Origin of the sequence: Pantoea sp. EEL5 (assembly GCF_049892805.1) — a bacterium.
Lineage (GTDB): Bacteria > Pseudomonadota > Gammaproteobacteria > Enterobacterales > Enterobacteriaceae > Pantoea > Pantoea ananatis.
Genome location: NZ_JBNDNJ010000001.1, coordinates 326,432 through 339,878 on the forward strand (window position 1 = coordinate 326,432; position 13,447 = coordinate 339,878).

The following is a 13,447-nucleotide window of genomic DNA, read 5'->3' on the forward strand; positions in this document are numbered from 1 at the left end:
CATCAAATCAGGCTGGACAAAACCCTCAGCAATTGCTGTACTAGATGGCGACACAGTTTAGTGTCCATTTTTCATGTAAAGGTAATATAGATGTCTAAGATTAAAGGTAACGTTAAGTGGTTTAATGAATCTAAAGGATTCGGTTTCATTACTCCTGAAGATGGCAGCAAAGATGTATTCGTACACTTCTCTGCGATCCAGAGCAATGGCTTCAAAACTCTGGCTGAAGGTCAGCGTGTAGAGTTTGAAATCACTGACGGCGCAAAAGGCCCATCTGCTGCTAACGTTATCAGTCTGTAAGTTAACAGTCAGAATTCTAAAAACCCGCCTTCTGGCGGGTTTTTTTATGCCGGTACGCGTCACATTTCTGGCTGAAGGATGAAACGGCTTTAAGGCGTAATTGCAGTGCTGCCGCTGCCTCGTCCCCGTATCATTTCCTGCACATCACGCCCTCCCGCGTTTTTCGATATCACGCTGGCACACTGCGCCAGACAGGCTACTGCAGCACGATAACCGCCAGTAAACTGCGGCGCGAGTCACAGATAATCCTTGTAACATAATCATAACAACTCGCAGGGGGAGCATTTTAGCGCGTCTCAGGTTATAACTGACTCTCCGCATAACAGATAAAGAGGTGCCAGGATGGATATTCGTCCGGCTCAGGCGAAAGACAGCTTCGTACTGAGCGCGTTGTTAAGTGAACTCGGTTATGGCGGTACAGAGCATTTTATTGAACAACGTCTGGCCCAGTTGATGACGGATCCCAATGAAAAGCTGCTGATCGCAGAACAGGGTAATCATGTACTGGGATTCCTTTCCCTGCATTTTATCCCTCAGTTGGCGCTGGCAGGGGATTTTGCCCGTATCAGCTATTTCTGCATCGCGGACGGTGAGCGCAGCAAAGGTGTGGGCCAGAAACTGCTCCAGCATGCAGAAGCCCTGGCAGCGCAGCACGGCTGCGACCGCATGGAAGTTCACTGTCATGCTTCACGTCTTAAAGCTAACCAGTTTTATGGCCGTGAAGGCTATGTTGAATCACCACGCTACCATGTGAAAGCCCTTCAGCCTTTGTAAGAGCATTGAAAGGTTACCAAAGGGCCTGTATCACGGCAGTACTGCTTTCAGGGAGAACCCACGATGAAAGTCGCATTAGGGCAATTTGCGGTTCAGCGTGACTGGCAGGAAAACGTCATAACCTGCCTGGACATGATGGACCAGGCCAGCCGTGCCGGGGCCGATCTGCTGGTTCTGCCAGAAGCGGTGCTGGCCACTGATATCACTAATCCCGATTTCATACTGGAAGCCGCTCAACCGCCTGACGGGCCGTTTCTGTCACAACTGCTTAGCGCCAGCAAAGGCCATGGGCTGACTACCGTGCTGGGAATGCATATGCCGGGCAGTGAGCGCAAAGTGTTTAACGTGCTGGTGGTCATTCGCGATGGCAAGATCGTGGCAGAATACCGCAAGCTGCATCTGTACGATGCGTTCGCGATGCAGGAATCAAAGCGGGTTGAAGCCGGACAAGAGATTCCGCCGCTGGTGGACGTTGCGGGCATGAAAGTCGGGCTGATGACCTGCTACGATGTGCGTTTTCCCGAGCTGTCGCGGCGTCTGGCGCTGGAGGGGGCCGAGGTGTTGGTCTTACCCTCCGCATGGGTCAAAGGGCCGCTAAAAGAGATGCATTGGGATTTACTTACCCGCACGCGCGCGCTGGAAAATACCTGTTATGTGGTGGCTGTAGGCGAGTGCGGTATGCGTAATATTGGCAATAGCATGGTGGTCGATCCCCTTGGCGTACCGATAAGCCGGGCGGCCGAGTCCCGGGCACTTATTTTTGCCGAGCTCGATCCACAAAGAATCGCAACAGCGCGCGCAATGCTGCCGGTGCTGGATAACCGCCGTTTTAGCCGGCCCGAACTGGATGGAACGCGCTAACCGGGGGCAGGGATCATCGCTACCCGATTGGGCCTGAAACCTGACGGCGCCGCTGCGCGATCTTAATCTGTTACAGATTACGCTTGAGGTTAGCGCTAAACTGCGCCTAAATAAGCGTTACCGTTATTCGCCAGATTATAAAGGTTATATATGGAAGGTATCAGTATTGCCAAGCTGCTGATTATCGGTGCGCTTATCGTACTGCTTTTCGGCACCAACAAGTTACGTTCTCTGGGTGGCGATCTGGGCTCCGCAATCAAAGGCTTTAAAAAGGCCATGAAAGACGAAGACACCAGTGCAGCGCGCACCACGGCAGAAGAAACCCCTGCGGAACGCGTTTCTCATAAAGACTAACGCGGCGTCAGTTTTAGAAAAGTGTTAATTTTTATTTCTGACAGCCATAAAAAAACCAGATTGCGGGCAATCTGGTTTTTTGTTTTTTAAGGCAGCCAGCAGGCGAACGGTTATTTCACTTCCAGGCCTTTTGCCTGCATGTCGGCATGGTAAGACGAGCGGACAAAAGGACCGCAGGCAGCATGGGTAAAGCCCATCGCCAGTGCCTCTTCTTTCATTTCATCAAATTCCGCCGGGCTGACATAGCGCTGAACAGGCAAATGGTGGCGGCTGGGCTGCAGATACTGACCCAGAGTTAACATTGTCACGCCATGACGACGCAGGTCACGCATGACCTCGACGATTTCAGCGTTAGTTTCTCCCAGGCCTACCATTAAACCGGATTTTGTCGGTACCTCGGGATGGGCTTCTTTAAAGCGTTCAAGCAGCTTCAGCGACCATTCATAGTTTGCACCCGGCCGCACCTGGCGATACACGCGTGGCACGTTCTCAAGGTTGTGGTTAAACACATCCGGCGGTGTGGCAGTCAGAATTTCAAGCGCACGATCCATGCGGCCACGGAAGTCAGGCACCAGCGTTTCAATTTTGATGCTGGGGCTTTTTTCGCGGATAGCCGTAATACAGTCGGCAAAATGCTGAGCGCCGCCGTCACGTAAATCGTCGCGATCCACCGAGGTAATAACCACATAACGCAGTGCCATGTCGGCGATGGTCTGGGCGAGTTTACCCGGTTCGTTTGCATCGGGTGCGTTAGGACGACCGTGGGCCACGTCGCAGAACGGGCAACGGCGGGTACAGATCGCGCCCAGGATCATAAAGGTCGCCGTGCCGTGATTAAAACATTCAGCAAGGTTAGGGCAGGAGGCTTCTTCACAAACGGAGTGGAGCCCGTTTTTACGCATTGCGGCTTTAATGCCCTGAATACGACTGGAGTCCGCCGGCAGTTTGATTTTCATCCACTCCGGCTTGCGTAGAATCTCTTGCCGGTCGACGGCCACGGTTTTCACCGGGATCAGCGCCATTTTGTCTGCGTCACGATATTTGACGCCGCGTTCCATCTGAATTGGTTTACTCATAAATCAGCAGGTTCCGGTCGGATTGCGATTTGAAAGCTGTCTCACTCAATCAGAGAAGGCGGCTTTCAACTTTATTTGAAAAAAGTGCAAAAATTATATCATCTCAACGGCCAGGAAGCAGCCAAAGACACCACCGATAAGTTACATATTTGTAAATACGCATTCACCGTTAACTCAGCGTGGGTTTTCATCCTGATGCCATTCAACCTGCTGATAACCCAGCTGGCGGGCAAAGGTTTCGGCCAGCAACGGCTGAACATCGCCTAACGTGACTTCAGGCCGGAAGTGTTGCAACTGCGTCATGTGCATTCCGGCATAGCCGCACGGGTTAATCCGTAAAAATGGCGACAGGTCCATCGCCACATTTAATGCCAGCCCGTGAAACGAGCAGCCCTTACGAATGCGTAGCCCCAGCGAGCAAATTTTTTCATCCCCAACATAGACGCCTGGCGCATCGGGTCGGGCCCGCGCCGCCACGCCAAAGCGGTCCAGTACGGCAATGACCGTTTCTTCTAAGGCGGTCACCAGCTGACGCACGCCGGTTTTACGGCGTTTCACATCAATCAGAACATACATGATCTGTTGTCCTGGCCCGTGATAGGTCACCTGTCCCCCACGATCGCTTTGTACCACAGGAATATCGCCGGGCATCAGCAGGTGCTCGGCTTTTCCCGCCTGGCCCTGTGTAAAGACCGGATAATGTTCCACCAGCCAGACTTCATCCCGGCTTTCGCTATCGCGCTGATCGGTATAGTGGTGCATGGCGTCTGAGGTCGATTGCCAGTCACATAACCCAAACTGGCGAATAAGAAGCGTGTCTGCAGACAAAACGAGTATCCGTTAAAGAGGGGAGACGCTGAGTATAACGCTGGCGGCGATGAAGTTAAACGCCTTCGGGATGAGAGGATGAGTACAGAGCGGCTGGGCCGGTAGGGCAGAAAATACGGGTCAGCGCGTTATCTGCGCAGCCTGACCCGCTGACCGGTGTTGACAGCGTTACAGCACCATCCGCACGATTTCAATTTTGCCCAGCTCTTCGTACAGGGTTTCGACCTGCTCAATGTGGGTGGCATTGATCGTGACGTTTACCGAGTGATAGTTACCTTTGCTGCTGGGTTTCACTTCTGGACTGTAATCGCCGGGTGCATGGCGTTGCACGACCTCAAGCACCAAATCAACCAGCTCCGGCTGTGCCAGCCCCATTACTTTATAGGTAAATGGGGTAGGGAATTCGAGCAGTTCATTCAGTTTGGTTTTCATAATCACTCCGGTACATAAAAAACAGGCTCCCGCCGAAGCGGGAGCATCATATTAACCTGTAATGGGGGCAGAGTGGCGGTTTTTCAACCGCCATGCACCATTAACCGAACCAGTGGTGGAACATCAGTTTGATATAGTCAACGATACGACTGAAGAAGCCGCCTTCAGAGACTTCATTTAACACCACCAGAGGACGCTGATCGATAGTTTTGCCATCGAGCTGGAAATTGATACTGCCAACCACCTGGTTTTTCTTCAGTGGCGCATGCAGCTCGGTATTGGTGAGGACATAGCTGGCTTTCAGATCTTTCATCCGGCCGCGTGGAATGGTCAGATAAGCATCTTTTTCAACGCCCAGTTGGACGCGATCGCTGTTACCAAACCACACGGGTTCAGAGGCAAACTCTTTTCCGGCTTTCAGCGGTGCGACGGTTTCAAAGAAGCGGAAACCCCAGGTCAGCAGCTTTTTACTTTCCGTTTCGCGGCCTTTGAAGGTATGACCGCCCATCACGGCAGAGATCAAACGCATCTGTCCTTCTGTCGCAGAGGCCACCAGGTTATAACCTGCTGACGCAGTGTGACCGGTTTTGATGCCGTCAACGGTCAGGCTGGTATCCCACAACAGACCATTGCGGTTCATCTGACGAATATTGTTAAAGGTGAACTCTTTCTCTTTATAAACCGCGTACTCTTCAGGAACATCACGGATCAGCGCCTGGCCAATCAGCGCCATGTCGCGTGCTGAGCTGTATTGACCTTCCGCATCCAGGCCATGAACGGTCTGGAAATGCGTGTTTTGCAGACCCAGCGCTTTCACGTAGTTGTTCATCAGGCCAACAAAGGCATCCTGACTCCCGGCGACATAATCGGCCATCGCCACACAGGCATCATTACCGGACTGCAGAACGATACCGCGCGTTAACTGGGAAACCGGAACGCGGTCGCCAGGCTTCAGGAACATTAAGGATGAACCTTTGAATACCGGATTACCGGTCGCCCACGCATCCTGCCCCACGGTAACGATATCGTCCTGGTGGATTTTTCCTGCTTTAACTGCCTGACCGATGACGTAGCTGGTCATCATCTTCGTCAGGCTCGCCGGGTCGCGGCGTGCGTCCGCGTTTTTCTCTGCCAGCACTTTGCCTGAATTGTAGTCGATGAGGACATAAGCTTCGGCATCAATGTCCGGTACGCCGGGAATCATGGTCTTGAGATTAACATCATCAGCGATGGCAGCATGGCTGAGGGAGAAGGCGATCAGTGATCCCACTGTCAGGCGTTTTAACAAACGAGAAGGTTTCAGCGTGTTCATGTGTGGGACGACAACATCCATGGGTTTAAGGTTTAAAAAAGTCACTCATCATAACAAATGCCTGATTTTCAGACATCCGGCTTAGTGAATGAGTTGTTAGCAGAGGTTACCTGTCACGGTAACCTCTGTCGATTAACGACCTGCGGTGGTAACGAAGGCTGCACTCTGGCCTTCGCTGCTCAGCCGTTGCTGTAAGGCCACGGCTTCTGCACGGGTTTTATAACCACCAAGCTGCACGCGGTACACATTGCCTGCGTTTTCCACAGCGCCAGGAACGCCAAAGCGCTGGCGTAAACTGTTAACTAACTGCCGGGCACGTGCTGCATCATTAATGGCACTCACCTGAACGACATAGCCTGAAAGGGATGAGGCACTCTGACTGGCGGCGGGCTGGCGGGATGATGCGGCGGCACTGGCCGCAACCTGCGCAGCGGCAACAGGCGCGGCTGCGACAGGGGGGCTGGCAGCGGGCTCACTGCTTTCCAGCACGCCGCTGGGTAACGGCTGCGGCGCGCCCAGGAAGCCGCTACTTTGCACCGGTGCGCCCATAGCATTATTGCTTTGCAGTGTCGCATTGCTGACGGGTGAAATATCCTGAGCCTCGGGTTCAGCCGCCGGGGCGGTCTGCGGCTGGCTGCTACCGTTCATGATGGGTTGACTGCCACCGCTCATGCCTTGTGGGCTGCTCATGACCGGACCGTTCAGGTCCGGACGCGCAGGCAGGGCATAGCTCTGTTTCGCGACCACGGTGCCGATGGTGCCGGGCCCGGAAAGCGTGCCATCCGGTGCGACACTGATGTAATCAACCCGCACGCGGGAATTGTTGGAGATATTCAGGCGGTCACCTGCCGCACGGGACAGATCGATAATGCGTCCCGGCGTATACGGGCCGCGATCGTTAACCCGCACCACAATCTGGCGGCCGTTTGCCAGGTTTGTCACGCGAACGTAGCTGGGCAGGGGCAGCGTTGGATGGGCAGCCGTCAGGGCATCGGGATCAAAGGTCTCGCCCGTCGCAGTACGATTACCCTGGGCTTCCTCACCGTACCAGGCGGCCAGCCCCACTTCACTGTAGTTGGCCGGATTTTTGATGATACGGTAGTTTTTACCGTTGACGCTGTAGTCCTGATTGGTCGACGGATTGACCGGCTCATAACGAGGCTCAACGCCAGGAATCTCTACCACCGGGCCGTTATAGGCAGGCTGGGGTGGCGCACTTTGTTGTTGCGGTTCCTGGGTAGAACATGCAGCTAAAACCATTGAAGCCAATACAACGCCAAGCCAGTCCTTACGCATCTGCGACCTCTTAAACACTTTTAGATAACATTTTTCGGTGTGTGTGGATCGACATTACGATGCCAAATCCCGCCATAAGCACAATAAGCGCCGAGCCGCCATAGCTGACCAGCGGCAACGGAACGCCAACCACCGGTAAGATACCACTAACCATGCCAATGTTAACGAAAACATAGACGAATAAAATCAACATTAAACCCCCGGCCATCACCCGGCCAAAGGTGGTTTGCGCACGGGCAGCCACGATGAGTCCACGCATAATCAACAGCAGGTACAGCACCAGCAGCAACAGCACGCCCACCAGTCCCAGCTCTTCTGCCAGCACGGCGAAAATGAAGTCGGTGTGACGCTCCGGTAAGAACTCCAGCTGTGATTGCGTACCATGCAGCCAGCCTTTACCGCGCAGTCCGCCAGAGCCAATAGCGATTTTAGACTGAATGATGTGGTAACCCGCGCCAAGCGGATCGCTTTCGGGATCGAGCAGCATCATCACGCGGTCTCGCTGATAGTCATGCATCAGGAAGAACCACAATATGGGGATAAAGGCCGCAACCAACAGGACGGCGATACCAATCAGCTTCCAGCTCATGCCAGAGAGGAACAGCACAAATAATCCCGAGGCCGCGACCAGAATCGAGGTTCCGAGGTCAGGCTGCGCGGCCACTAACAATGTAGGAAGGAAAATCAGCACCAGAGCGATGGCGGTGTTTTTCAGGGTCGGTGGGCACACGTCGCGGTTGATAAAGCGCGCGACCATTAAAGGAACGGCGATTTTAGCGATCTCAGAGGGCTGGAAGCGGATAAAACCCAGGTCCAGCCAACGCTGCGCCCCTTTACTGATTTGGCCAAAGGCATCCACGGCGACGAGCAGGATGACACTGACAATATACAGGTAAGGCGCCCAGCCTTCGTATACCCGGGGCGGGACCTGGGCGAGCACCAGCATAATGATCAGCCCCATAGCGATCTGGCCGAGCTTACGCTCCATCATGCCAGGATCCTGCCCGCTGGCGCTCCAGATAACAATGGCGCTAAAGGTCAGTAGCGCGAGGATAATCAGCATAAATAGCGGATCAATATGCATGCGCATCCATATTGACCGCTTCTGCGGGCTGTCATTCATCGACATGATTATTCACCTTCGTAGCCTGGCGGTGTGGGGGCCGCATCCGGCAGGACAGTATTATTGTCACCTAACATGATGTGATCCAGTATCTGACGCATTACCGTGCCTACGGCGGGTCCGGCTCCGCCGTTTTCCAGAATCATGGTCACGGCGACACGCGGTTTATCGTAAGGGGCAAACGCGGTCATCAGCTTGTGGTCACGCAGGCGTTCTGCGATTTTGTGTGCGTTATAGGTTTCGTTCTCTTTCAGACCGAAGACCTGAGCCGTACCCGATTTCGCGGCAATTTTGTATGGCGCATCGGCAAAGCTCTTGTGAGCCGTACCATTGGGGCGATTGGCCACGCCATACATCCCGTCTTTGGCAATTTCCCAGTACCCCGAGTGGATATCGCCTATCGGCTGGAAAGGCGGTTGACGATAAGGCACCAGGGTGCGGCCTTCGCGCGTGGCGCGCAGCATATGCGGCACTTTGATAACCCCGTCGTTGATGAGGATCATCATCGCTTTGTTCATCTGCAATGGTGTTGCCGTCCAGTAGCCCTGACCGATACCAACAGGAATGGTGTCACCCTGATACCAGGGCTTTTTAAAGCGGCGCATTTTCCAGTCACGCGTCGGCATGTTACCCGCGCTCTCCTGGGGTAAATCAATGCCCGTACGTTCACCGTAGCCGAATTTGGTCATCCACTCCGACAGGCGATCGATGCCCATGTCATAGGCGACCTGATAAAAGAAGGTGTCCGCAGACTCTTCCAGCGACCTGGTGACGTTCAGACGACCGTGGCCCCACTTTTTCCAGTCGCGATAGCGTTTTTCAGAGCCGGGCAGTTGCCACCAGCCGGGATCGAACAGGCTGGTATTTCGGTTGATAACGCCTGCGCTGAGCGCGGAAACGGCGACATAGGGTTTGACCGTTGAGGCTGGCGGATAGGCGGCCTGAATAGCGCGGTTATACAGTGGACGGTTTTCATCGCTCAGTAATCCGCGATAGTCTTTGCTGGAAATTCCGTCAACAAACAGGTTCGGATCGTAACTGGGCGTGGACACCATGGCCAGAATTTCTCCGGTGCGGGGATCGCTGACCACCACTGCGGCACGACTGCCGGCTAACAGCGTTTCGATGTACTGCTGCAGTTTCAGATCAATGGTCAGATAGATATCGCGCCCGGCCTGCGGGGATTGCTCGTGCAACTGACGAATAACCCGGCCACGGTTGTTTACCTCAACCTCTTCATAACCGGTTTTACCGTGAAGCAGGTCTTCGTAATAGGCTTCGATACCGAGTTTACCGATATCGTGCGTAGCCGCATAGTTTGGCCATTTACCTTCTTTGTCCAGACGCGCCACATCCCGATCGTTGATTTTCGATACGTAGCCCACAACGTGGGTCAGGGTTTGCCCAAAGGGATAGTAGCGGCGCTGGTAGCCTTTGACTTCCACGCCGGGAAAGCGGTACTGGTTCACGGCAAAGCGTGCAACCTGCACCTCATTAAGGCCGGTTTTTACCGGGATAGAGGTAAAGCGACGTGAGCGCTTACGCTCTTTTTCAAACGCCTCAATATCGTCATCGGTGAGTTCGAGCACCGGGCGTAAGTTTTGCAGCGTTTGTTTTAAATCGTCGACCTTTTCCGGCACCAGTTCTGCCTGATAAATCGTACGGTTCAGGGCCAGCGGCGTGCCGGTACGGTCATAAATAATGCCGCGGCTGGGCGCGACCGGCACCAGCTTAATGCGGTTTTCATTTGACCGGGTACTGTAGTCGTCGAAACGTAAAATCTGCAGGTGATAGAGATTAACCACCAGCACGGAGGAGAGCAGTAAGATGCCGACAAAAGCGATAAAAGCCCTGCGGACAAAGACTTTTTGTTCGGCGCTGTAATCGCGAAAGGCGTTGCTTTGTAATTTCATCCGCTACTTGTAATGTCTGGAGTGAGCTTATCGGTTATTCACGATGATAAGGATGATTTGTCGTAATGCTCCATGCACGATAGAGGCTCTCTGCAACCAGCACGCGCACCAGCGGATGAGGCAACGTTAACGTTGAGAGAGACCAGCTTTGTTCCGCCGCCGCTTTACAGGCCGGCGCTAATCCTTCAGGCCCGCCAATCAACAGGCTGACGTCACGGCCATCCTGCTTCCAGCGTTCCAGCTGCTGCGCCAGCTGTGGGGTTTCCCAGGGTTGTCCGGGGATATCCAGCGTCACAATGCGGTTGCCTTTACCTGTCGCTGCCAGCATCGCTTCGCCTTCCTTTTCCAGAATGCGTTTGATGTCGGCATTTTTCCCGCGTTTCCCCGCAGGGACTTCCGTTAACTCAAACGGCATGTCTTTGGGAAACCGACGCAGGTATTCCATAAAACCGGTCTGAACCCAGTCAGGCATTTTGGTGCCGACGGCAACAAGCTGCAATTTCACCGCTTAACCCCAGAGCTTTTCCAGTTCATACAACTGACGGCTCTCTTCCTGCATGACGTGCACGATCACTTCGCCCAAATCCACAACGACCCAGTCAGCGGCGGCTTTACCTTCCACGCCCAGCGGCATCAGGCCGGCGGCACGGGATTCCTGCTCGACGTGTTCCGCGATAGAGGTCACGTGGCGCGTTGAGGTACCGGTACAAATGATCATGAAATCAGTGATGCTCGATTTGCCCTGAACGTCGAGAGTCACGATGTTCTGGCCTTTCAAATCATCAATCTTATCAACAACGAACTCTTGGAGTGCTTTACCTTGCAAAAGGTTCCCCTTCAAAACTGGTGATAGCGGGCTGGCTGAAACCCGGAAGACAGCCAAAAAATTTAGCGGCGCAGTATATCACGCCCATATCAGTCGCGATATAAGCCGGCGCGGTCGATGTAGGTTATCACAGAGGCGGGCAATAAATCGTCGCAGGCGAGGTGCTGATGGCGGCGCTGTCTGATCTCGGTGGCCGATATCGCATAAAGCGGGGTTTCCGCCAGCCAGATCGCCCCTGCAGGACGTTGGTGAAGCTGCTGGCTGTCTTGTGTTACATGGCTGTCCAGCCAGCGTTGCATTGCTGGAGACGCCATTTCCGTCGGATAGCCCGGTCGCTTGCAGACCAAAAGATGGCACAGGCTAAGCAGCTCCTGCCAGCGATGCCATTTTTCCAGCGACAGCAGAGAATCCTGACCAATAATAAAACCTAGAGGTTGTTCACCCCGTTCGGCACGCAGCGCTTCTAAGGTATCGACCGTCCACGAGGGCGTATCACGTTGTAATTCCCGCGTGTCGATGTCAAAAAGCGGCAAATCGCGAATAGCGCACTCGAGCATTTCAACCCGCTGCTGCGGACTGGCCTCTGGTTGGGGCCGGTGCGGCGGCACATTATTGGGCAGCAGTGTGATCCTCGACAGGCCAATTTGCCCGGCCAGCGTTTCCACCGGGCGCAGATGACCAAAATGCACAGGATCGAAGGTACCGCCAAACAGCGCGTGTAAATCAGACATGGGCGAGGCTCGCAGGGAAAGCGCGATTGGCAATCAACATCGACAGCGTCTGCAACTGCGGCCAGACCGACTGACCATAATCCTGCTTTAGAGTAAGTTCGATTTGCATCAACAGATGAATGGCCTGCTGTAGCCTGGAGGCGTCAAGGCGCTGAAGTGCTTCCGTAAACAGGTTGCGACGGTTTTGCCAGATACGCTGCTGATCCATTAGCGTACGCAGCGGCTGTTGCGACTGATGCCGTTGCAGATGCAGCAGGGTCATCAAATCGCGCTGCAGGGTGCGGAGCAATATCGCCACTTCGCTCTCTTCTCTTTCTAACTGCTGCAGGATGTGCAACGCGCGGCGGCTTTTGCCGCCGAGTAGCGCATCCACCCAGTGGTAGGGCGTGAAGTGAGCGGCATCGCTGACGGCGGCTTCAACGCGCGGCAGGGTCAGTTTGCCATCGGGCCATTGCAGTGACAGCCGTTCAAGCGCCTGGGCCAGAGCCAGCAGATTACCTTCATAGCAGTAACACAACAGCTGGACGGCCGCATCATCGATATCGAGCTTGAGGGTTTTTGCTCGGCTGACAACCCAGCGGGGGAGCTGAGCCTGTTCGGGTGTCTGGCAGGGGACCAGCACGGCATGAGCGGAAAGCGCTTTAAACCAGGCGCTGTTTTCCTGGGCTTTACTGAGCTTCGCCATTCGGCAAATCAGCAAAATATCGGCGTGAAGCAGCGGGGCCAGCTTGATCAACTGCTCGGCAATCGCCGCGTTAGGGCCATTTTCCGGGAACTGCAACGTTAACGTTTGATGCTGGGCAAACAGGCTCAGCGACTGGCAGCTCATAAACAGGCTGTCCCAGTCGGTCTGCGCATCCAGTGTAAAACTCAGATGTTCTTCAAAGCCCTGTGCCAGGGCACTGGCCCGAATCGCATCTGCACTTTCCTGCAACAGCAAGGGTTCATTACCGGTTAATAAATAACAGGCGCGCAGCCCCTCACGGAGCTGCGCGCTGAGTTGTTCCGGATAAATCCTGATCATTTCGACATGGTTGCCGCAGAGGAAGAGACCCCGGCAGCAGGCTGAACCGCTTTTGAAACCGTCGATGTAGAGGGCATCTGCTGATTTTCCATCTGCGCGGCATGCACGGTAAGCAGCTTACGAACCAGCTGTTCGGCCGCGCGCTGACGCATCTCCTGCATAATCATGTCCTGCTCAGCATCTTTCGCCAGCGCCGCGTTCGGGTTATCAAAGAACGAGCGGTAGACGGTTGCGCTGATCGGATAGATCCCTTTATTTGGGAGCAGCACCTGAGCAGAAACCGACATCGTCAGCTGATACTCCGCTGTGGTACCGCTGATAAATACGGATGCGGTACTACGGCTTTGTGCTTCTCCACCAAGACGCATCGTCGGGACGGTCAGGCTGTTTTTCTGCGTCGCCTCAACAATATTGACGTTGTTAATCCGCAGCTGCTGTCGCACGGTACGCATCAGCGGGCCATAAGGGTCACCACTGTCTAAAATCAGCGTTCTCAGTTCGGTTGGCACCTGAGTGGTGCCGCGCGGATGAAAACCACAGCCGGCGGTGATCACCACCGCCAGCATGACAAACAACCTGATAATCGGATGTCGCACA

16 protein-coding genes are annotated in these 13,447 nt (G+C 54.3%); 4 read left to right on the top strand and 12 right to left on the bottom strand.

Annotated elements, in window-relative coordinates; translation table 11 throughout:
* Positions 1–90: 90 nt before the first annotated feature.
* The 4 genes from cspE to tatE all read left to right on the top strand — a co-directional run bounded on the left by cspE (position 91) and on the right by tatE (position 2,289).
* Entirely contained in the window at positions 91–300 is a 210-nt protein-coding gene (gene cspE, locus ACPXSQ_RS01510) for a transcription antiterminator/RNA stability regulator CspE (protein WP_006118399.1), read from the top strand.
* 342 nt (positions 301–642) lie between these two features.
* On the top strand, positions 643–1,074 hold the full coding sequence (locus tag ACPXSQ_RS01515) for a GNAT family N-acetyltransferase (RefSeq protein ID WP_013025004.1): 432 nt from the start codon (positions 643–645) through the stop codon (positions 1,072–1,074).
* Positions 1,075–1,137: 63 nt separating this feature from the next.
* Complete coding sequence (locus ACPXSQ_RS01520; RefSeq protein WP_116584319.1) at positions 1,138–1,935, top strand: deaminated glutathione amidase; 798 nt, start codon at positions 1,138–1,140, stop codon at positions 1,933–1,935.
* 150 nt (positions 1,936–2,085) lie between these two features.
* Positions 2,086–2,289: a twin-arginine translocase subunit TatE gene (gene tatE / locus ACPXSQ_RS01525; RefSeq protein ID WP_013025006.1), complete on the top strand. Its 204-nt coding sequence runs from the start codon at positions 2,086–2,088 to the stop codon at positions 2,287–2,289.
* 110 nt (positions 2,290–2,399) lie between these two features.
* Here tatE and lipA read toward each other — a convergent pair whose 3' ends face one another.
* From lipA to lptE, 12 genes are all read right to left on the bottom strand, one after another.
* A complete protein-coding gene (gene lipA / locus ACPXSQ_RS01530; RefSeq protein WP_013025007.1) occupies positions 2,400–3,365 on the bottom strand; it encodes a lipoyl synthase in 966 nt (321 codons plus the stop codon).
* Positions 3,366–3,539: 174 nt separating this feature from the next.
* Positions 3,540–4,193, bottom strand: a complete 654-nt coding sequence (lipB, locus tag ACPXSQ_RS01535) for a lipoyl(octanoyl) transferase LipB (RefSeq protein WP_041930726.1) — start codon at positions 4,191–4,193, stop codon at positions 3,540–3,542.
* Between the two features lie 168 nt (positions 4,194–4,361).
* Positions 4,362–4,625 (bottom strand): DUF493 family protein YbeD, encoded by a 264-nt coding sequence (ybeD, locus tag ACPXSQ_RS01540; RefSeq protein ID WP_006118404.1) that lies wholly within the window; start codon positions 4,623–4,625, stop codon positions 4,362–4,364.
* Between the two features lie 100 nt (positions 4,626–4,725).
* Entirely contained in the window at positions 4,726–5,937 is a 1,212-nt protein-coding gene (gene dacA, locus ACPXSQ_RS01545) for a D-alanyl-D-alanine carboxypeptidase DacA (RefSeq protein WP_019106261.1), read from the bottom strand.
* Positions 5,938–6,069: 132 nt separating this feature from the next.
* Positions 6,070–7,233, bottom strand: a complete 1,164-nt coding sequence (rlpA, locus tag ACPXSQ_RS01550) for an endolytic peptidoglycan transglycosylase RlpA (RefSeq protein ID WP_210453594.1) — start codon at positions 7,231–7,233, stop codon at positions 6,070–6,072.
* A gap of 10 nt (positions 7,234–7,243) precedes the next feature.
* A complete protein-coding gene (mrdB, locus tag ACPXSQ_RS01555) occupies positions 7,244–8,356 on the bottom strand; it encodes a peptidoglycan glycosyltransferase MrdB (RefSeq protein ID WP_024471157.1) in 1,113 nt (370 codons plus the stop codon).
* An 8-nt stretch (positions 8,357–8,364) separates the two neighbouring features.
* Positions 8,365–10,269 (bottom strand): peptidoglycan DD-transpeptidase MrdA, encoded by a 1,905-nt coding sequence (mrdA, locus tag ACPXSQ_RS01560; protein WP_128392272.1) that lies wholly within the window; start codon positions 10,267–10,269, stop codon positions 8,365–8,367.
* Positions 10,270–10,303: 34 nt separating this feature from the next.
* On the bottom strand, positions 10,304–10,774 hold the full coding sequence (rlmH, locus tag ACPXSQ_RS01565; RefSeq protein ID WP_013025014.1) for a 23S rRNA (pseudouridine(1915)-N(3))-methyltransferase RlmH: 471 nt from the start codon (positions 10,772–10,774) through the stop codon (positions 10,304–10,306).
* 3 nt (positions 10,775–10,777) lie between these two features.
* Positions 10,778–11,095 (bottom strand): ribosome silencing factor, encoded by a 318-nt coding sequence (gene rsfS / locus ACPXSQ_RS01570; protein ID WP_014606314.1) that lies wholly within the window; start codon positions 11,093–11,095, stop codon positions 10,778–10,780.
* 89 nt (positions 11,096–11,184) lie between these two features.
* Positions 11,185–11,826, bottom strand: coding sequence for a nicotinate-nucleotide adenylyltransferase (gene nadD / locus ACPXSQ_RS01575; RefSeq protein ID WP_014593165.1), 642 nt, complete (start codon positions 11,824–11,826; stop codon positions 11,185–11,187).
* Positions 11,819–12,850 (bottom strand): DNA polymerase III subunit delta, encoded by a 1,032-nt coding sequence (holA, locus tag ACPXSQ_RS01580; RefSeq protein ID WP_024471155.1) that lies wholly within the window; start codon positions 12,848–12,850, stop codon positions 11,819–11,821. The genes nadD and holA overlap by 8 nt, the downstream gene beginning before the upstream one ends.
* Positions 12,847–13,446: an LPS assembly lipoprotein LptE gene (gene lptE, locus ACPXSQ_RS01585; protein WP_024471154.1), complete on the bottom strand. Its 600-nt coding sequence runs from the start codon at positions 13,444–13,446 to the stop codon at positions 12,847–12,849. The genes holA and lptE overlap by 4 nt, the downstream gene beginning before the upstream one ends.
* Position 13,447 lies beyond the last annotated feature (1 nt).

Coding starts and splice junctions, on each gene's coding strand:
- cspE (WP_006118399.1), top strand. CDS start 91: ATGTCTAAGATTAAAGGTAACGTTAAGTGGTTTAATGAATCTAAAGGA.
- ACPXSQ_RS01515 (WP_013025004.1), top strand. CDS start 643: ATGGATATTCGTCCGGCTCAGGCGAAAGACAGCTTCGTACTGAGCGCG.
- ACPXSQ_RS01520 (WP_116584319.1), top strand. CDS start 1,138: ATGAAAGTCGCATTAGGGCAATTTGCGGTTCAGCGTGACTGGCAGGAA.
- tatE (WP_013025006.1), top strand. CDS start 2,086: ATGGAAGGTATCAGTATTGCCAAGCTGCTGATTATCGGTGCGCTTATC.
- lipA (WP_013025007.1), bottom strand. CDS start 3,365: ATGAGTAAACCAATTCAGATGGAACGCGGCGTCAAATATCGTGACGCA.
- ybeD (WP_006118404.1), bottom strand. CDS start 4,625: ATGAAAACCAAACTGAATGAACTGCTCGAATTCCCTACCCCATTTACC.
- dacA (WP_019106261.1), bottom strand. CDS start 5,937: ATGAACACGCTGAAACCTTCTCGTTTGTTAAAACGCCTGACAGTGGGA.
- rlpA (WP_210453594.1), bottom strand. CDS start 7,233: ATGCGTAAGGACTGGCTTGGCGTTGTATTGGCTTCAATGGTTTTAGCT.
- mrdB (WP_024471157.1), bottom strand. CDS start 8,356: ATGAATGACAGCCCGCAGAAGCGGTCAATATGGATGCGCATGCATATT.
- mrdA (WP_128392272.1), bottom strand. CDS start 10,269: ATGAAATTACAAAGCAACGCCTTTCGCGATTACAGCGCCGAACAAAAA.
- nadD (WP_014593165.1), bottom strand. CDS start 11,826: ATGTCTGATTTACACGCGCTGTTTGGCGGTACCTTCGATCCTGTGCAT.
- holA (WP_024471155.1), bottom strand. CDS start 12,850: ATGATCAGGATTTATCCGGAACAACTCAGCGCGCAGCTCCGTGAGGGG.